Genomic DNA, 17,392 nt, shown 5'->3' on the forward strand with positions numbered 1-17,392 from the left:
CGAGGGCGGGTGCCCTCACCGGTTCAACGCGGTTCGCCGCCCCTCCGTTCCGTCGAGTGCGTGGTTCGGCAGCGACACGCCCGGCGAGTCCCTGCCGAACCATGCACTCAGCGGGGAGCGGGCTCCGGTACGCAGCCCACCCCACCCAGGAGGCGGACGTTGAGCGGCTGTCCCGCGAGCTCGAGCGCGTGGTACTGCTCGTGCACGCGCACGGTCAGCCCGTCGGCCAGGTCGAGCCCCGTGTGGTGCCACACGCGGCACGCTCCCTCACCCGTCGTGTACTCGACGACGACCTCGACGCCTCCGTCGACCGGTCGCACCGCGCGGACCGTGCCGTCACGCCAGCCCCAGGGCCGGTTGCCCAGCATGCGTGCGTGGACGGGGTGCAGGAGGTGCCCGGTGTCGTACCGGTCGCACACGGTCGGTACGGGACAGGGGGCGGTGCTCGCCCGGCGTTCCATGACGTGCTGGGCCATGGTGCTCCTTCTCTCCGTGCCCGACGGCGGAGCTCACCCGCGTGCGGGCACCCACCCGGGCGAGGCCCAGGGCGAGGGGCACGAGGACGAGCGCTGCGGCGTGGGGCTGCTCGCTCTTCCCCCACGGGTGTGGGGGCGGGTCTTCCTCCGGGAGCACCGTGCGCGTCGCGCGGTTGCCGGACCAGCACGCCGGAGGGCGGTTCGCTGGTCCTCTGGACCGTTCTCAGTTCTACCACGGCGTCCAGGACCAGGCACAGGGGTACCTGGTCCTGGACGCACGAGTGCCCCCGACCGGCGAACCGGTCGGGGGCACTCGTTCAATGATCAGCTACGCCCGGAGGCGAGTGAGATCAGAGCGGGCGGATGTTCTCCGCCTGCGGGCCCTTGGGGCCCTGCGTCACGTCGAACTCGACGCGCTGGTTCTCCTCGAGCGAGCGGAAGCCCTGCGTCTGGATGGCGGAGTAGTGCGCGAACACGTCGGCGCTGCCGTCCTCAGGTGCGATGAAGCCGTAGCCCTTCTCGCCGTTGAACCACTTCACGGTTCCCAATGCCATGGGGATCTCCTTCTAGAGTTTCAAACAGCTCCATGATCTGGAGCCGAACATCACGGTGTTCGTCGTCAACTCTTGGGTAACAAGGTTCGCGGTGGCATGGGGCCGTTGCGCAAGGACAAGCGAGGCACTGCAATCTCACCGGTAACGGTACAGGGGTTACTCCGACTGTGCTACCCCTGTTGCTAACGATTGAAGTACTTGTGTCCCCCAACCAGGTCATGACCGAGCAAATCGGGCACGGTCACGAGCGTGTAACCAGCAGCCCGCAGGCTGTCCACGATGCCGGGCACGGCCGACACGGTCGAGGCGTGGATGTCGTGCATCAGCAGGATCGCCCCAGGTCGGGCACCTGCGAGGGCCCGCTCCGAGGTCATGGCCGAGTCCTTGTTCTTCCAGTCCTCGGTGTCGACGTTCCACAGGATCGCCGGCTCGTTGCGCTGGGAGAGGACACTCGTCACAGTATCGCTCGTCGCGCCGTACGGAGGCCGTACGAGCGTCGGTCGGACGCCCGACGCGGCCTCGACCGCGTCCGCGGTCGACTGCAGCTCCTGCGAGATCTGGTCGGTGCCGAGCTTCGACAGGTCGGGGTGGGACCACGTGTGGTTCCCGACGGCGTGCCCCTCCGCGACCTCGCGACGCACCAGGTGGGGGTTCGCCTGGACGGACCGCCCGACGAGGAAGAACGTGGCCCTGGCCTGCTTCTCGGCGAGGGTGTCGAGGAGCTGGGACGTGTACTTGCCGGGGCCGTCGTCGAAGGTCAGGGCGATGCACTTGAGCACCGAGCAGTCCGGCGCGTCGGGCGAGGCGGGGGGCGGTGCGGCCACGGGCGGCTCCTCGACAGGGGGCGGGGCGATCCCCATGAAGGGTGCACCGCTCGCCGCGACCTCGGCGAGCTGCTTGCCGACGGCCGACAGGACGGACCGGGTCGCGTCCGGCTCGAGCCGCACGGCGAGCTCCCCGTCGGCCCGTGCCGAGACCAGGCCGGGCGAGAAGACCAGGGTCGCGGCGCCGTCGGGCCCGAGACGGACGTCCCGGAACGTGTCCTCCGACGACGGCACAGGCTCGCCGAACCCCAGCCCCGCTGCCGCGAGCGCCGCTCCCGCCCACTCCGCGGCCTGCTTGCGGCCGTCCGCGGTGAGCAGGTCGGCCGACCACGTCGTGGTCGCGCGCGGGAGGTCGGTGTAGAAGGTCTGGCTGCCGAGCTCACCGTTCGCCCCGCCCGTGAAGGCGTAGGTCGAGGCGTGCACGCCCAGCACGTCGCCCTGCGCGAGCACCAGGTCCCAGCCGACGTTGAGCTCGTTGCCCGTCGCGGTGGGGTCGACCGCAGCCTCGTAGGCCTGCGTCGTCGCGTCGACGAAGCGACCGAACGCCCGTCCCAGCGAGTGCTCGCCGGGGATCGCGACGGTCGAGATCGAGCGGGCGTCGCCCGTGTCCGCGGTCGACTCCTGGTGGATCTCGAGGTTCTCGACGGACGTCGGGTCGAGCACCGCAGGCGGGTCGACCCGCTCCGCGGGGACCTTGGTCGCGGTCGGCGACGGGGCGGGCGAGGGCTGAGCCGACGGCTGTGCGGACGCGCGCGTCAGGAAGAACGTGACGCCCGCGGCGACGACCAGCAGGGCGACGAGGGCGGCGACGACCCGGACAGCCCGGTTCTGCGGGCGCGCAGGGGAGGAACCGCCCGGCGGCAGACCGCGGGACGGGGAGGCGTGCGGGGACATCAGGCCACCGTGCCACGCAGGGACGGTGCGCGTCGCGTCCGGACGGGCCGATGAGGCGAGCGCCACAGCGTCCGCCTCGACCCCTCGCACGGCCGCCCCAGGTGCTCCACGACCTTCACGCGCCGCGCACGCGTCGCGTACCCGGCCGCAGTCGCCCCTCGAGGCGTGCGAGGCGGCACCACCCGCCACGTGGCGGGTGGTGCCCACGGCCGCACGCGGGGTAGAACTGAGTGATGGTCTCTCCCTCCCAGGTCCCCGGCGTCGTGCTGAACAACGGCGTCACCGTCCCGCAGGTCGGCCTCGGCGTCTTCAAGGTGCCCGACGACGCGACCCAGCAGAACGTCGAGGAGGCGCTCGAGGCGGGCTACCGGCACATCGACACCGCGGCCGGCTACTACAACGAGGCCGGGGTCGGCGCGGCGCTGCGAGCGAGCGGGCTGCACCGTGACGAGGTCTTCGTGACGACCAAGCTGCGCAACGGCGACCAGGGGTTCGAGTCCGCCCTCCAGGCCTTCGAGGACTCGCGCGAGGCCCTCGACCTCGAGGTCGTCGACCTGTACCTGATCCACTGGCCGGTCCCCAGCAAGGACCTCTACGTCGAGACCTGGCGGGCGTTCGAGAAGCTCTACGCCGACGGCGCGGCGCGCGCGATCGGTGTGTCGAACTTCCTGCCCGACCACCTCGGGCGGCTCCTCGCCGAGACCGACGTGGTGCCCGCCGTCAACCAGATCGAGGTCCACCCGACGTACCAGCAGCGCGCCACGCAGGCCGCGACGCTCGCCGCGGGCATCGCGGTCGAGGCGTACTCGCCGCTCGGTCGGGGTGCCGACCTCGACCACCCCGTCGTGGCGAAGGTCGCCGCCGCGCACGGCGTCACCCCCGCCCAGGCGATCCTGCGCTGGCACGTCCAGGGGGGACGGGTCGTCATCCCCAAGTCGGTGAACCTCGAGCGTCTCGCCGCGAACATCGACGTGTTCGGGTTCGAGCTCTCGTCCGACGAGGTCGCCGCGATCGACGGGCTCGACTCGGACGCCCGCCTGGGTTCCGACCCCGCGACAGCCGCGTTCTCGCAGTACCCGTCCTGACCTCGGGCCGTCCCTCACCTGCGCCTCCGCCGAATCGAGACGTCCCCGTGACGGCCCCGTAACGCGGGACGGAGTCTCGCGTAACGGTGTCCGCATACGTTCCAGGCACTCAGGTCGTCAGGACCCGAGCCCGGAACGTCGGGCACGTTGTCCGGTTCGCCGTGTGTGACTCTCTGGTTGCAATTGTGCATCTGGGGTTTCGCGCGCGTCCGACCTGTGCCATCGTCAGCACGATATTCAGTGCTGAATATTCAGGTGATCCACCGCGGGTGCGAGGAATCTGAGCACCCGGGTGCGATCTGGCGCACGGAGGTTCGGAATGCAACGCACAGCACGTCGAACGACGGGTGGGCTGGCACTCGCGCTGGCTGCCACCCTCGCCATCACCGCATGCGGTACTCAGTCTCAGGGGGACAACACAGGATCGACAGAGTCGTCGAGCGAGACCGGCACGGCCGACCTCGCGATCGTGCCTTCCGTCCAGATCGACATCGACGGCCAGGAGGTCCCGGTCTCGACGTCGGGCGACCCCGTCGACCCGGCCGGTGACGGCACGGCCGAGTGCGCCGAGGGGACCTCGATCGCGATGGCGGGCGCACTGACCGGCCCCAACGCCGCGCTCGGGCAGAACATCCTCTACGGCGCCAAGGTCGCGGTGGACGCGTTCAACGCCGCGAACGCGGGCTGCCAGGTCACCATCAAGGAGTTCGACACCGAGGGCGACCCGCAGAAGGCCACCCAGGTCGCTCCGCAGATCGTCGGCGACGCGAGCGTCATCGCTCTCCTCGGCCCGGCGTTCTCGGGTGAGACCTCCGCGACGGGCGACGTCTTCAGCCAGGCGGGCCTGCCGTCGCTGTCGGCGTCGGCGACCAACCCCGACATCACCAAGAACGGCTGGAAGACGTTCTTCCGCGGTCTTGCCAACGACGCGGTCCAGGGCCCCGCGGTCGCCAAGTACATGGTGGACACGCTCGGCTACGACAAGGTCTGCGTCGTCCAGGACAACTCGGACTACGGCGTGGGCCTCGCCAAGGAGATCACCGCGGGCCTCGGTGAAGCGGCGGACGACTCGTGCTCGGCCGAGGTCAAGGTCGGTGACAAGGACTTCGCGGCGGCGACCCAGATCATCTCGAGCTCGGACGCCGACGCGGTCTTCTACGCCGGCTACTACGCCGAGGCCGCGCCGTTCGCGCAGCAGCTGCGTGACGCGGGCGTCGACATCCCGTTCGTGTCCGCGGACGGCACCAACGACCCGCAGTTCGTGACCCAGGCGGGCGCGGCGTCCAAGGGCGCGATCCTGTCGTGCCCGTGCGGCCCGGCTCCTGACGAGTTCGCCTCGGCCTACGAGGCGCTCAACGGTCAGGCTCCCGGCGTGTACTCGGTCGAGGGCTACGACCTGGCCACGATCATGCTCACCGCGATCGCGTCGGGTGTGACGGACCGTGCCGGGATGCTCGACTTCGTGACGAACTACGACGGTGAGGGCCTGGCCCGCACCTACAAGTGGGACGACACGGGCGAGCTCTCGTCGGCCCTGATCTGGATCTACGAGGTCAAGTAGCCGGTCGGCGCCTGCCGGTCCGGAGCGCCGCCCCCACCTGGTCGAGCACGACCGGGCCGGGGGCGGTGTGCCCTGACGGCAGCCGCCGAGCGGGCCGCGGTGCGCCCGCCTCCTCGCGGGGCGGGCGCACCGCGGTCGGCCGACCGCCCTCCCACCGGCTCGAAGGAGCAGCATGTCGATGCTCGTCCACGACGTCCTCGCCGCAGACCCACTCATCGGATTCGACCTCGCGGCCCTGGGCCGCAACTTCTGGGCCCTCACCGTCGACGGCCTGACCTACGGCGCGGTCTACGCGCTCGTCGCCGTGGGCTACACGCTCGTCTACGGGGTGCTGCGCCTCATCAACTTCGCCCACTCCGAGATCTTCATGCTCGGCATGTTCGGGCAGTACGCCACGCTCCTCGCGCTCGGGTTCTACCCGAGCGGCGACGCGTTCGACAAGGGCGTCCTGCTGACCGTCCTCTACCTGGGGATCGCGATGATCGGCGGCATGGTGGTCGCGGGAGGGGCCGCCGTCGGGCTCGAACGCGTGGCCTACAGACCGCTGCGCAAACGCGGGGCCCCGTCGCTCGTCTTCCTCATCACCGCGATCGGCGCCTCGTTCGTCATCCAGGAGTTCGTGCACTTCGTGCTCCCGGCCCTGACGGGCGGCGAGCTGGGCGGCGTGAACGCCGAGCAGCCCATCCGGCTGGTCGAGCCCGAGGTCCAGTTCCAGATCTTCGGCGCCAACGTCACCAACGTCACGCTCATCATCATCTTCTCGGCCCTGATCCTGGCCCTCGCGACCGACATGTTCATCAACCGGACCAAGTTCGGCCGCGGCATCCGCGCGGTCGCGCAGGACCCCGTGACCGCGACGCTCATGGGCGTCTCGCGCGAGCGCATCATCATGCTGACGTTCCTCATCGGCGGCGTCCTGGCCGGGGCCGCGGCCCTGCTCTACACGCTGCGCGTGCCCAACGGGATCATCTACTCGGGCGGCTTCATCCTCGGCATCAAGGCGTTCTCCGCGGCGGTCCTCGGCGGGATCGGCAACCTGCGCGGGGCGCTGCTCGGTGGTCTGCTGCTGGGCGTCATGGAGAACTACGGCCAGGTCGTGTTCGGCACCGAGTGGCGCGACGTCGTCGCGTTCGTCCTGCTGATCGTGGTCCTGATGTTCCGACCGACCGGCATCCTCGGCGAGTCCTTGGGGAGGGCGCGAGCATGAGCACCAGCACTCCTGCAGAGAACGCCGGCACGACAGGATCGGGGCAGGCGGCACCGGCATCACCGGCTCGCCCCCGCCCCGAGCTCCCGCCCGCGGGCCAGACGCCCGTCGCCCAGCGCCCCCACGGGGGCGCGGGGGACCGGCTGCGCCTGTGGTGGGACGCGCTCGCGCGCCCGGCCCAGTGGGCGTTCGGGGCGCCGTTCGTCCTGTTCATCGCGCTCCTGCCGATCCTCAACATCCCGGTCCTGACCACGGTCGGCACCAACTTCGGCGCCGTCATGGCCCAGTTCGGGATGTACGCGCTCATCGCGATCGGGCTCAACGTCGTGGTCGGGCAGGCGGGCCTGCTCGACCTCGGCTACGTGGGCTTCTACGCGATCGGCGCGTACACGCTCGCGATCCTCACGAGCCCCGACAGCCCGTGGAACGTGACCCAGCCCGAGGGCTGGCTGTCCGACGACTGGGCGTGGCTCGCGATCCTGCCGGTCGCGGTCGCGATCACGGCCATGTCGGGCCTGGTCCTGGGGTCGCCCACGCTGCGACTGCGCGGCGACTACCTCGCGATCGTGACGCTCGGCTTCGGTGAGATCGTGCGTCTGCTCGCGGACAACCTCGACGAGATCACGGGCGGTGGTCAGGGCCTCAAGTCGGTCGCCTACCCGCGGCTCGGCGTGACCGAGGAGCTGCCCAACGGCGTGTTCTCGGCGGGCAACGTGGGGAGCACGCTCAACTCGGGCGTGTGGTGGTTCTGGCTGTCGCTCGTCTTCATCATCATCTCGCTGCTGCTCGTGGGGAACCTCGAGCGCTCGCGCGTGGGCCGCGCGTGGGTCGCGATCCGCGAGGACGAGGACGCAGCCGAGATCATGGGCGTCCCCACGTTCAAGTTCAAGCTGTGGGCGTTCGTGATCGGGGCGTCGATCGGTGGCGTCTCGGGGGCGATCTACGCGGGCCAGGTCCAGTTCGTCATCCCGACGAACTTCAACATCATCAACTCGGTGCTGTTCCTGTGCGCGGTCGTGCTCGGCGGCCAGGGCAACAAGCTGGGCGTGATCCTCGGGGCGTTCATCATCGTTTACCTGCCGAACTTCTTCCTGGGGCGCACGTCGCTGTTCGGCATCCCGATCGACGGCAACGCGATCGCGAACTACAAGTACCTGTTCTTCGGGGTCGCGCTCATGGTGCTCATGATCTTCAGGCCGCAGGGGCTCATACCCGTCCGGCAGAAGCTGCTCACGTACGGGCGCGAGCTGTACGTCGCGGCGCGCCGCACGCTCGCCAAGATGCCCGACGGCGGCCCGCAGGCCGCGTACGCGACGTCCGCTCCGTCGTCGGGCACATCAGGTACGTCGGGTGCGTCGGGTGCGCCTGGCGGCAGCACGGGCGGGAACGCACCCACGGGACGCGGGCCCGACGGGCCGACCGACAGCGATCCCACCGGGAACGACGGAACGACCGACGGGGGGAACCGATGAGCAACGAACCCGGAGGCATGGGGGCCGGCGGCGACGTCGGCGACGCGCACCTGTCGCTGTCCGCCGACGCGGGCGAGCCCATGGCCGAGAAGTACCTGCCCGGCGCGGGGCTCGACGAGCCCGTGCTGGTCGACGTGACCGAGGTGCGTCCCGAGCTCGCCGACGCCGCGCTGGTCGACGAGATCGTCGCGGCCGACCGCGAGGTCCTGGCCGAGGTCGGCGAGCCGCTGCTCAAGATGGAGGACGTGTCGGTCGTGTTCGGTGGCCTCACGGCCCTGGACAGCGTCACGTTCGACATCCGGCGCGGGGAGATCCTGGGGCTGATCGGGCCCAACGGCGCCGGGAAGACCACGGCGTTCAACGCCATGACCGGCGTCTACCGGCCCACCAGGGGCCAGGTCCGGTTCGACGGGCAGGTCCTGGGCAAGGCCAAGCGCAACCAGATCACGCGACTGGGCATCGCCCGGACCTTCCAGAACATCCGGCTCTTCAACGAGATGACGGCCCTCGAGAACGTGGTCGTGGGGACGGACGCGCGGCACCGGACCTCGGTGCCGGGGGCGCTGCTGCGCACGCGTCGGCACAGGCAGGAGGAGCGCGACGCGATCGACCGGTCCATGGCGATCCTCGAGTTCGTCGGGGTCGGGGCGCGCGCCACGGAGAAGGCGCGCAACCTGTCCTACGGCGAGCAGCGGCGCCTCGAGATCGCCCGTGCGCTCGCGACCGAGCCCAAGCTGCTGTGCCTCGACGAGCCCGCGGCGGGCTTCAACCCGGCGGAGAAGGAGGCCCTCATGGACCTCATCCGCCACATCCGCGACGACGGGTACACGGTCCTGCTCATCGAGCACGACATGCGTCTCGTGCGGGGCGTGACGGACCGGATCGTGGTGCTCGAGTTCGGGAAGGTCATCGCCGACGGATCCCCCGAGGACGTCACGTCCGACCCCAAGGTCATCGCCGCCTACCTGGGCGTGCCTGACGAGGAGCTGGCTGAGGGAGACGCAGATGCCCCTGCTTGAGATCACCGACATGACGGTCGCGTACGGCCGGATCGAGGCCGTGCGCGGCGTGTCGATCACGGTCGAGGAGGGCGAGCTCGTGACCCTCATCGGGGCCAACGGCGCCGGGAAGACCACGACCATGCGCGCGGTCTCGGGCATCCGGCCGTTGTCGCGCGGGAAGATCGTGTTCGACGGCAAGGACATCACCCGGATGAAGCCGCACCTGCGGGTGCTCGAGGGGATCGTGCAGGCCCCCGAGGGCCGGGGGATCTTCCCCGGCATGACGGTCCTGGAGAACCTCGAGATGGGGGCCTACGGGCGCACGTTCGAGAACAAGGCCGTGCACGACGAGACGCTGGCGCGGGTCTTCGAGCTCTTCCCGCGCCTCGAGGACCGCACGTCGCAGGTGGGCGGGACCATGTCCGGGGGCGAGCAGCAGATGCTCGCGATCGGGCGCGCGCTCATGGCCCGGCCGCGGCTCATGCTGCTCGACGAGCCGTCGATGGGCCTCGCACCCATGGTCATCCAGCAGATCTTCCGGATCGTCTCGGAGATCAACGCGCAGGGCACCACGGTGCTGCTGGTCGAGCAGAACGCCCGGCAGGCGCTCTCGCGCTCGCACCGGGCGTACGTGCTGGAGACGGGCGAGGTCGTGCGGTCCGGGGGCGGCCGGGAGCTGCTCGCGGACCCGAGCATCAAGGAGGCGTACCTCGGCGTCGCGTGAGCACCGGGTCACGGCCTGTGCACACTGTCCCCAGGTCTGTGGATAACTTTGTGGACAGCAGTGGGGACAACGTGTGGAACACGCTGTGGACAGCGTGTGGACGACGGGCAGCGGGCGGTCGGGTGCGGTGAGCCCCGGCCGCCCGCTGCCGTCCGAGGACGGGTTCCTGACGCGTTCGGCAGGCCCGCCTGGCTGGGCTGGCGCACCCTGCCGAGCCCTGCCGAGCCCTGCCGGGGCAGCCCGGCGCGGGCGCACCCGGCACCTACGCGCCGAGCCTCTCCTTGGCCGCGAGGACCCGCAGCACCGCCGCGTCGACCTGGGCTGCGAAGCCCGGGTCGCTCTGCGCGCGCTCGACGAGGGCGGATGCCATCTCGGGGATCACGCCAGGGTCGGCCGACGCGAGCACCATGTCGCCGCCCGCGGCGATCGTCAGGACGGCCCGGTCGCCCGGCGACCAGGCCTGGACCTGCTCGGCCTTCGACACGTCGTCGGTGATGACGACGCCCTGGAAGCCCAGGTCTCCCCGCAGCAGCCCGTCGACGACCACGGGCGAGAAGGCGGCAGGCGCACCGGGGTCGATCTGGTCGTAGATCGCGGTCGACATCATGACGAACGCGGCCCCGGCGTCGATCCCCGACCGGAACGCCTCGACCGACGGGGCGTCGCGCGTGGTCACCGTGTCGGTCACGCCCGCGTCGTCGTCGGTGTTGCCGGCCACCCGCCCCAGACCGGGGAAGTGCTTGATCGCGACGTCGACGCCGCTGGCCTCCATGCCCGCGCTGAACGCGTTCGCGTGCGAGGTCACGGTGTCGACCCCGAACCCGTAGTTCCTCCCGAAGTACCCGATCGGGGCGTTGGTCCGCGCGGTCTCGGGGCTCGTGACGACGTCCATGACGGGCGCGAGGTTGAGGTCGACCCCCACGGCGGCGAGCTCCGCGCCCCAGGTCGTGGCCTGCGCCTGCAGCTCTGCGGGCGCGAGCGCGGACTGGTCCATCGCGCTCGGGATGCCGGAGAAGCCCGGGCCGCGCAGGACCTGGACCTTGCCGCCCTCCTGGTCGGTCGACACGAACAGCGGCGTCCCGTGCGTGGTCTCGTCCGAGACGAGGGCCGTGAACGAGTCGACGAGGTTCTTGACCGGCCCGGTCCCGGCCTGGGTGCGGCCCGCGAGGAACAGGTTGCCCACGTGGTGGGAGCTGATCGCGTCGTAGCTCGCCTGGTCGACCTTCCCGACGTTGACCCCGACCATCAGGAGCTGGCCGACCTTCTGCTCGAGGCTCCACCCGGCCAACGGGTCGGCGGACGGGTCGGGGGCTTCGGTGGGGGTGGGTGTCGCGCTCGCCGTCGGCGAGGGAGGGGTGTCGCTGCCCGACGGCGGAGCGTTCGTCGGGTCGTTCGTCGCGCCGCCCGGAGAGCACGCGGCGAGCAGGAGGGTGGTGACGAGCAGGGCGGCGCCCGTGGCGCCTCGACGGGACGACCTCATGCTTCGACCCTAGGCCGGTTCCCGGGATGCCCCCCGGCGACCGGGGCCGCTCGGAGGTGTTCTTCGCGTCACGTCGTGCGGGGGCCGTGCCGTGCTGGGGCGGCGCGGCCGGGGCGCCGAGCATGCGGTTGTCGTCGGTCGAGCATGCGGTTGTCGTCGGTCGAGCATGCGGTTGTCGTCCGGTTCTCCCGGAATCACGACGACAACCGCATGCTCGGCACCGAGACGTTGGCAGGGGGAGGTGCGGCACCCCGTCAGGTCGCGAGGTGCCGGCCCACGGGGTCCGGGGCGGCGATCGGCCGGCCCACGGTCAGGGCGTCGCGCAGTGACGGGTCGAGGTCCTGGAACACGGCGTCGGCCTGCGTCCCCGTCCCGTCGAGCACCGAGCTGAAGAAGCAGCGCCCCGACGCGGCCAGGATCACGTCGAGGATCTCCCCGTCGTCGAGGCCCAGGTCCCGCAGCTCGGTGAGGTCGGACTCGGTCATGTCGGCGGCGCCGGCCGCGACCTTGTCCGCGAGGTCCATGACCGCGCGGTCGATGGGGGAGAGCTGGACGGTGTCGTGCCCCTCGGCGGCCTCGCGGACCGCCTCGGCGCCGACGTGGTGCTCGGCGAGGATCGCCCCGTGGGCGAGCGCGCAGTACGTCGACCGGAGCCGCAGGGCCGCGGCGAGCGTCGCGAGCTCGTAGCGCCGGGGGGACATGGACGCCTTGATCGCGCCGTTGAGCCCGATCCACGCGTCGAGGACCGCGGGCCGGTTGGCCAGCAGGCGCGTGAGGTTGGCGACGTAGCCGCGTGTCGCACGATCCTGCTCGAACGCCGTCGCGACGGCCCCGCCGGGCTCGTCCTCGGTGGCCTCTCGGATCCAGCTCATGGCGGACCTCCCTCCCGGGCGGCCGCGTGCCCACGGTCGGAGCACGGTCCCGGGGTGCCTCTCCAGGCTCCCACGGCGCGGTCGGAGCAGGAAGAGGGGGCGCGCGGTCCGAGGGGAAGAGGACCCACGAGCTGAGCCGTCACCGTCGAGAAGTGAGTCGTTGCCCCGGAAACACCGGATCGAGGGTCAACAGCTCACTTCTCGACGGCCGAGCGATCGTGCCGTCGTGCCTCAGGTCGTGGCGACGAGCGCCACGACCTGGTCGCGCAGAGCAGCAGGAAGCTGTTCGGCGGTCCCCTCGACGTCGAACCCGAGGTCCTGTGCCTGGTGCAGCAGGGCAGCCGCCCGCGCCGCGTCGGGTGCGGTGCCGTCCCCGGTGAGCGTCATGACTCCGGCCGTGAACGCGGCTCGCCCGTGCCCCTGGTCGGCCGCCGCGACGTACAGGGCGAGCGCTCGCTGCGGGTCGTGCGGGCGTCCCCGACCGGTCGCGTGCTCGGCCGCCACGTTGTAGAGGGCGCGCGGATGCCCGGCCTCGGCAGCGCTCTCGAGGAGGAGCCGTGACCGCGCCTCGTCGACCGGCACGCCCTGACCCGTCGCGGACAGCACCGAGAGCTCGAAGAGGGCGTCGGGGTTGCCGATCCTCGCAGCGGCCTCGTGGTCGGCCGCGGCGGCTGACGCGTCCTGGGCGAACCCGTAGCCGTTGAAGCGCATCCAGCCCCGCAGCACGTGTGCGGAGCCGTCCGGGTCGTCGGCGGCCAGCGCATCGACGCGCGCGGCGGCATCGACCGCAGGTTCGAGACCCCGGAAGTAGGCCTCGCGCACCCACGTGAGCGCGGCCTCGCGCGACCCCGCGGCGTCGGCCCGGCGGTAGACGGCGATCATGACCTGCTCGGCGTCGATCGGGAGAAGACCGACGAGGTGCTCGTTGCGCACGAACGCGTCGCGCACGCCGTGGCCCAGGGCGAGCAGCCTCTCGGGGCTCGCGTGCGCGTCGTCGAGGGCCGCGCGGGCGTCCTCGTAGGCGACCGAGCCTCGCGGACGTCGGTCGGACGGCGAGGGCGCGGCCGGCGTCGGGGCGGCCGGCGTCGGGGTGGCAGGCGGCTCGGCTGCGGCGTCGCGAGCGGCGGCGTCCCAGACGAGGTCGCCGGCCGGGTTCCAGATCCGGCTGGTGCGTCCTGCGGCCCACTCGGCGTGGAAGCCCGTGGGGAGGGCGAGGTAGCGCACGAGGTGAGGCGCCTTGCGCCAGACCTCGTGCGCGGGCACCAGTCGGGTGCCCCCGCGCGGCTGCTGGGGGAAGGGCGTGATGACCCACCCCGTGGCGTCGTCGGTCGCGGCGTACCGCTTCACGTGGATCTCGGGGGCCTCGAACACGCCGTCGTAGACCCGGACGCCGTGCGTGAACCGGATCGACTCGCGCGGCACCTTGCAGAACGCGGCCATCTCGACCTGCGAGCGGAGCGCCTCGAGCATCGGGTCGACGTCCCAGGTCATGGTCTCGACCCCTGGCTTCGTGAGGTCCGTCGCGGCCACCCGCAGGTCGTCACCTTCCGCGGAGAGCGCCGACCACCAGAACCCGTGCCACACCCCGAGGCCCTTCCAGACGCGCTCGGGAGGTTGCGCCGCGTACCAGTCGACGAGGCCGCGCGCCTGCGGGGCGAGCCGGGGCGTGGTCCGCAGCCAGACGCGACGGCCGTGGCGCGACCGTGCGTCGAGCACGACCGTCGCGGGGGGCCTGGTCGGCTCGCCGTCGGCCCACCACCGGACGACGTCCTCGGTGGGGGGCCAGTCGGCGGTCCGGTTCGCGATCGGGTCGAGCAGGGTCACGGCGTTCCCGTCGAAGTGCGCGACGTACCAGTGCCCCGGGCCGTGCGCGCGGTCGATCCCGAGGATCGAGTACGCCCCCGGCCCGCGGCCCCGCAGCCGTTCGGCGAGCTCGTCGGGAGTCGTCTGCCGGAACGGTGCACCGACGAGCTGGGCGAGCTCGTCCTCGGTCGGGCCCACGGGGCCGGCCTGGCGGGCGGGCTCTCCGCGGAGCACGCCGACCATGGCCGCGACCGCGGAGGCCGCATGGTTGACCGGCGTGGCCGCGAGCGTCGTGTCGTTGCGCGCGCCGGCCTGGTAGGCGGCGACGAGCTCTCGTGCGCTGAAGCTCGACTCCCGGACGTAGGCGGCGCCGTCGAACCCGATGATCGCCTGGGCTCCTCCTCGTCCCGGGACCCAGACGTGGAACCCTCCCGGGACGACGTGCTGCGAGGTCGCGACCGTGGCGACGTCGATACCGAGGAGCCGAGCGGCTCGCTCGGCGACCTCCGGGAGCGTCTGCGTCCAGTGCTGATCGGCCTGGCCCGTGGAATCGTTCACGGGCAGATCCTAGGGGTGCCGCCCGCGGGGTGAGAGACGCCCCGCCCTGCGGGCGGCGGGGACCGGTCACCCCGTGACGTGCGCCGCGGGCTCGTAGGCCGCGAGGAAGGCCTCGAGCTGCGACGTGATCCCCGTCAGGGAATAGCCCGTGCGCAGCTCGACCTGCGCCAGCTGGCCCGAGGCGACCGCGGGCAGCGCGGTGAAGGTCGGGGTCGCGAGCTGGGGGGCGTCGGCCCACGTCGAGGGCACGAGGATCAGGTCGGCCGGGTAGGCGCCGGGCTCCTCCCAGCTCGCGGAGGCCCAGAAGCCGTCCTCGCTGTCGAGCTCGGCGAACGTCACGCCCAGGTCGACGAGCGTGCTGCCGAGCGGCGTCCACGTCGGGACCGCGTAGTCGACGCTCGTCTCGAGCGGGATCGCGTAGGCGACCGCGACGTCGGTCTTGGTGGCGGCGACGGCCTGGACCTTCTCGCTCAGCTCGGCGAGCTCGGCACTCTCCTGGGCGTAGACGGCCGCGGTCTCGGAGCCACCGAGGCTGAGGGCGACCTCCTGGAAGTCGGCCAGGGTCCGGGCCGCGCCATCGGTGATGTTGATGCCCACCATCGGCACGACGCTCTCGACACGCTCGATGTCGTCACCCCAGACGCTGCCGAAGTTCCCGCCGTTGTACGAGCTCCAGATGTCGAGGACCAGGTCGGCGTCGGCGGCGAGGACCTTCTCGAGGCTGATGTCGGTGTCCGTCTCGGAGATGGGCTCGATCCCCTCGAGGTCGAACGCCGCGAGGTCCTCCTGGGACAGGCGGGAGAAGCCGATGATCCCGACCGGGCGGATCCCGTACTCGAGGAGCACGGGGGCGGTGTCGGCCGTGGCGATGATGCGGTCGGGGACCTCGTCGAGGCTCACGGTCGTGCCGCGCGCGTCGGTGTAGGACCAGGCTGCGGCGTCGGCCGGGGTGCCGCCGGCAGGGGCGCTGCTGCCCGCGTCGGTCCCCGACGAGCACGCGGCCAGGAGCAGCGCCGTGCCGACGGTGGTGGCCCAGGTGGCGGTCGTGCGACGACGCCGCAGAGCGGAGCGCGGGGAGGAGGGCGGGGGAGCTGTGACGGTCACGGGTCTTCGCTTTCGGGGGAGCGCGCGGGGTCGGCACGGGGCGACCCACGGGACGGGGACTCCTCGGGGACGGGACGCCCCGTGCGAGGAAGTTTGGTAAGGCTTACCTTTGTGCCGCCACTCTAGAGACCGTGATCGAGGCGCACAATCACGCGATCTGGTCGCCGGATATCGTGATCCGGTCAAACCCCAGGTCAGGAGCTCGCAGCGTCGGTCTGGGGGCCGTCGCGTCATCTGCGAGGTGCGCGTCCTGAGGAGCGCTGGTTGGCGGACCGGGAGGACTGCGCTCGCGGCTCCGGGCCGCCGTCGTGTCCTCTGGCCCGAACCGCTCCGGGCGCCTAGGTTGACGGCCAGCGCACGCTGTAGGGCGGCGCGGACAGATCAGGCGGAGGGGGCAGGGTGACATGAAGGTCAGCACGCGTGTGGAGGACTGGCAGGTCATCGACGGCACGCTGGACAACACCGTCGATATCGCTTCGGAAGACGGCGATGCCGAGCTGTGCGCGGTCGGGCTGCGCATCCGTCAGGCCGGGTGGGAGGCCTGCGCGGTGCATCCCCACCGTGGGGGCGGCTCCGTCGGCTGGCCCCCGGCCGACGACGTGCTCGAGGTCGAGCTCTCCCGCGACGACTGGACGGTTGCCATCGCCCAGCTTCGACGCTGGGCTGCTGTCGGCGAGGCGACGGACGACCGGCCCGAGCCGCGCCTGGCCCGCTGGCTGGAGGACGAGGTGAGAGCTGCCGGCTGAGCGGGGGGAGCTCATGCTCGGCGTGCGTGCGTGCGTGCGTGCGTGCGTGCGGGCCCGGGGGACCGGAGAGCTTGGCGTCAGGCGGAAGGGCGCCCCGTCAGAAGTCGCGCACTCTGCGGACGCCCCTCGCCGCTCTCTCGCGAGGCGTCGTCCGGCGACCGCGCAGCGTCCCGGAAGGACCCGGGGGTCAGGCCCGTCTCGCGGCGGAAGACCGCGACGAACGCGCTCGTCGAGGTGTACCCGACGGCGTCGGCCACGTCGCTCACGCGGGCTCCCTCCGACAGCCGGGCCATCGCGACGTTCATGCGCAGGTGCAGGCGCCAGCGACCGAACGGCTGGCCCGACGCGCGGCGGAACACCCGGCCCAGCGTGCTGGTGCTCAGCCCGACGTGCCGCGCCCACTGCGCGAGCGTCCGGTCGTCCCCCGGGTCGTCGAGCAGCTCGTGCACGATCCGGGCGACCGGCTCGACGGTCGGGACCGTGATCCGGGTCGATGCCGTCACGGGCTCCAGCAGGTGGATCGCGACCTGCTCGGCATGGTGGCGCGCCTCGTCGGGCATGTCCTGTGACGTGAGGTGCAGCACGAGCTCGGAGAACAGCGCGCTCGGGGCGACCGTGACGGGTTCGGGGCCCAGGTCGCGCGAGCGGCTGGGGTCGAGGTAGACCGTGAGAAACCGGCTGTCCGTCCCGGCGCGCACGGCGTGGGGGAGTCCGGCAGGGATCCACAGACCGTTCCGCGGCGGCAGTGCCCAGACGTCGTCGCCCGCCCGGACCGTCAGCAGTCCCGAGAGGGCGACCAGCACCTCGTGCGTCCGGTGCGAGTGCTCGAGCCACACCACCGGCTGGTGCGTCCGCGACGGGCCTCCCGCCAGGACGAAGTCCACGTCGCCCGAGGCGTCCTCGGGCTGCACGACGAGCGCGTCCTGCGAGGGGCTGCCCCACGGGAGCCAGTTCTCGACGGGATCGCGGTCCGGGGGCACAGGGACAACCCTACGGAGCCGACGTCGCTGGGAGGGCCGCCGACGAGGAGG

General features: G+C 71.8%; 15 protein-coding genes and 1 riboswitch. Of the genes, 7 read left to right on the top strand and 8 right to left on the bottom strand.

The annotated features are described in order from the left end of the window. Positions 1–107 precede the first annotated feature (107 nt). From ASE15_RS15785 to ASE15_RS15795, 3 genes are all read right to left on the bottom strand, one after another. Positions 108–476, bottom strand: coding sequence for a hypothetical protein (locus tag ASE15_RS15785; protein ID WP_056764323.1), 369 nt, complete (start codon positions 474–476; stop codon positions 108–110). Between the two features lie 107 nt (positions 477–583). Next, positions 584–695: riboswitch (SAM riboswitch) on the bottom strand. Between the two features lie 131 nt (positions 696–826). Then, positions 827–1,030 carry a cold-shock protein gene (locus ASE15_RS15790; RefSeq protein WP_030152390.1) on the bottom strand — a complete coding sequence of 68 codons (204 nt, stop codon included), beginning with the start codon at positions 1,028–1,030 and terminating at the stop codon, positions 827–829. A 182-nt stretch (positions 1,031–1,212) separates the two neighbouring features. Continuing rightward, positions 1,213–2,748 carry a polysaccharide deacetylase family protein gene (locus tag ASE15_RS15795; protein WP_157277252.1) on the bottom strand — a complete coding sequence of 512 codons (1,536 nt, stop codon included), beginning with the start codon at positions 2,746–2,748 and terminating at the stop codon, positions 1,213–1,215. A 233-nt stretch (positions 2,749–2,981) separates the two neighbouring features. Between ASE15_RS15795 and ASE15_RS15800 the strand changes: the two genes are divergently transcribed. The 6 genes from ASE15_RS15800 (at position 2,982) to ASE15_RS15825 (ending at position 9,798) form a co-directional block, all read left to right on the top strand. Beyond that, positions 2,982–3,833, top strand: coding sequence for an aldo/keto reductase (locus ASE15_RS15800; RefSeq protein WP_056653246.1), 852 nt, complete (start codon positions 2,982–2,984; stop codon positions 3,831–3,833). A gap of 469 nt (positions 3,834–4,302) precedes the next feature. Continuing rightward, complete coding sequence (locus ASE15_RS15805; RefSeq protein ID WP_235534474.1) at positions 4,303–5,394, top strand: branched-chain amino acid ABC transporter substrate-binding protein; 1,092 nt, start codon at positions 4,303–4,305, stop codon at positions 5,392–5,394. A gap of 172 nt (positions 5,395–5,566) precedes the next feature. Further along, positions 5,567–6,601 carry a branched-chain amino acid ABC transporter permease gene (locus ASE15_RS15810; RefSeq protein WP_139107950.1) on the top strand — a complete coding sequence of 345 codons (1,035 nt, stop codon included), beginning with the start codon at positions 5,567–5,569 and terminating at the stop codon, positions 6,599–6,601. Continuing rightward, positions 6,598–8,073 carry a branched-chain amino acid ABC transporter permease gene (locus ASE15_RS15815; protein WP_082609068.1) on the top strand — a complete coding sequence of 492 codons (1,476 nt, stop codon included), beginning with the start codon at positions 6,598–6,600 and terminating at the stop codon, positions 8,071–8,073. The genes ASE15_RS15810 and ASE15_RS15815 overlap by 4 nt, the downstream gene beginning before the upstream one ends. Beyond that, positions 8,070–9,092 (top strand): ABC transporter ATP-binding protein, encoded by a 1,023-nt coding sequence (locus tag ASE15_RS15820; RefSeq protein WP_225220318.1) that lies wholly within the window; start codon positions 8,070–8,072, stop codon positions 9,090–9,092. Before ASE15_RS15815 ends, ASE15_RS15820 begins: the two co-directional genes overlap by 4 nt. Beyond that, positions 9,079–9,798, top strand: coding sequence for an ABC transporter ATP-binding protein (locus ASE15_RS15825; protein ID WP_056653240.1), 720 nt, complete (start codon positions 9,079–9,081; stop codon positions 9,796–9,798). The genes ASE15_RS15820 and ASE15_RS15825 overlap by 14 nt, the downstream gene beginning before the upstream one ends. 262 nt (positions 9,799–10,060) lie before the next feature. On the opposite strand, the gene ASE15_RS15830 is transcribed toward ASE15_RS15825, so the two are convergent. The 4 genes from ASE15_RS15830 to ASE15_RS15845 form a co-directional block, all read right to left on the bottom strand. Beyond that, on the bottom strand, positions 10,061–11,278 hold the full coding sequence (locus tag ASE15_RS15830) for a glycoside hydrolase family 3 N-terminal domain-containing protein (protein WP_056653236.1): 1,218 nt from the start codon (positions 11,276–11,278) through the stop codon (positions 10,061–10,063). A gap of 254 nt (positions 11,279–11,532) precedes the next feature. Continuing rightward, positions 11,533–12,150 carry a carboxymuconolactone decarboxylase family protein gene (locus ASE15_RS15835; RefSeq protein ID WP_056653233.1) on the bottom strand — a complete coding sequence of 206 codons (618 nt, stop codon included), beginning with the start codon at positions 12,148–12,150 and terminating at the stop codon, positions 11,533–11,535. Positions 12,151–12,381: 231 nt separating this feature from the next. Further along, complete coding sequence (locus ASE15_RS15840; RefSeq protein ID WP_056653230.1) at positions 12,382–14,511, bottom strand: toxin glutamine deamidase domain-containing protein; 2,130 nt, start codon at positions 14,509–14,511, stop codon at positions 12,382–12,384. Positions 14,512–14,577: 66 nt separating this feature from the next. Beyond that, positions 14,578–15,615: an ABC transporter substrate-binding protein gene (locus ASE15_RS15845; RefSeq protein WP_200955969.1), complete on the bottom strand. Its 1,038-nt coding sequence runs from the start codon at positions 15,613–15,615 to the stop codon at positions 14,578–14,580. Positions 15,616–16,019: 404 nt separating this feature from the next. On the opposite strand from ASE15_RS15845, the gene ASE15_RS15850 reads away from it, so the two are divergent. Then, positions 16,020–16,361 (top strand): hypothetical protein, encoded by a 342-nt coding sequence (locus ASE15_RS15850; RefSeq protein WP_056653227.1) that lies wholly within the window; start codon positions 16,020–16,022, stop codon positions 16,359–16,361. A 77-nt stretch (positions 16,362–16,438) separates the two neighbouring features. Here the strand turns inward: ASE15_RS15850 and ASE15_RS15855 are convergent, their stop codons facing one another. After that, complete coding sequence (locus ASE15_RS15855) at positions 16,439–17,341, bottom strand: AraC family transcriptional regulator (RefSeq protein WP_056653225.1); 903 nt, start codon at positions 17,339–17,341, stop codon at positions 16,439–16,441. Between the last annotated feature and the right edge of the window lie 51 nt (positions 17,342–17,392).

The organism is Oerskovia sp. Root22 (assembly GCF_001429135.1).
Classification (GTDB): Bacteria; Actinomycetota; Actinomycetes; order Actinomycetales; family Cellulomonadaceae; genus Oerskovia; species Oerskovia enterophila.

Bases quoted from the DNA above. Each gene is read 5' to 3' on its own strand.
- ASE15_RS15785 (WP_056764323.1), bottom strand. From the start codon at position 476: ATGGCCCAGCACGTCATGGAACGCCGGGCGAGCACCGCCCCCTGTCCC.
- ASE15_RS15790 (WP_030152390.1), bottom strand. From the start codon at position 1,030: ATGGCATTGGGAACCGTGAAGTGGTTCAACGGCGAGAAGGGCTACGGC.
- ASE15_RS15795 (WP_157277252.1), bottom strand. From the start codon at position 2,748: ATGTCCCCGCACGCCTCCCCGTCCCGCGGTCTGCCGCCGGGCGGTTCC.
- ASE15_RS15800 (WP_056653246.1), top strand. From the start codon at position 2,982: ATGGTCTCTCCCTCCCAGGTCCCCGGCGTCGTGCTGAACAACGGCGTC.
- ASE15_RS15810 (WP_139107950.1), top strand. From the start codon at position 5,567: ATGTCGATGCTCGTCCACGACGTCCTCGCCGCAGACCCACTCATCGGA.
- ASE15_RS15815 (WP_082609068.1), top strand. From the start codon at position 6,598: ATGAGCACCAGCACTCCTGCAGAGAACGCCGGCACGACAGGATCGGGG.
- ASE15_RS15820 (WP_225220318.1), top strand. From the start codon at position 8,070: ATGAGCAACGAACCCGGAGGCATGGGGGCCGGCGGCGACGTCGGCGAC.
- ASE15_RS15825 (WP_056653240.1), top strand. From the start codon at position 9,079: ATGCCCCTGCTTGAGATCACCGACATGACGGTCGCGTACGGCCGGATC.
- ASE15_RS15830 (WP_056653236.1), bottom strand. From the start codon at position 11,278: ATGAGGTCGTCCCGTCGAGGCGCCACGGGCGCCGCCCTGCTCGTCACC.
- ASE15_RS15835 (WP_056653233.1), bottom strand. From the start codon at position 12,150: ATGAGCTGGATCCGAGAGGCCACCGAGGACGAGCCCGGCGGGGCCGTC.
- ASE15_RS15850 (WP_056653227.1), top strand. From the start codon at position 16,020: ATGAAGGTCAGCACGCGTGTGGAGGACTGGCAGGTCATCGACGGCACG.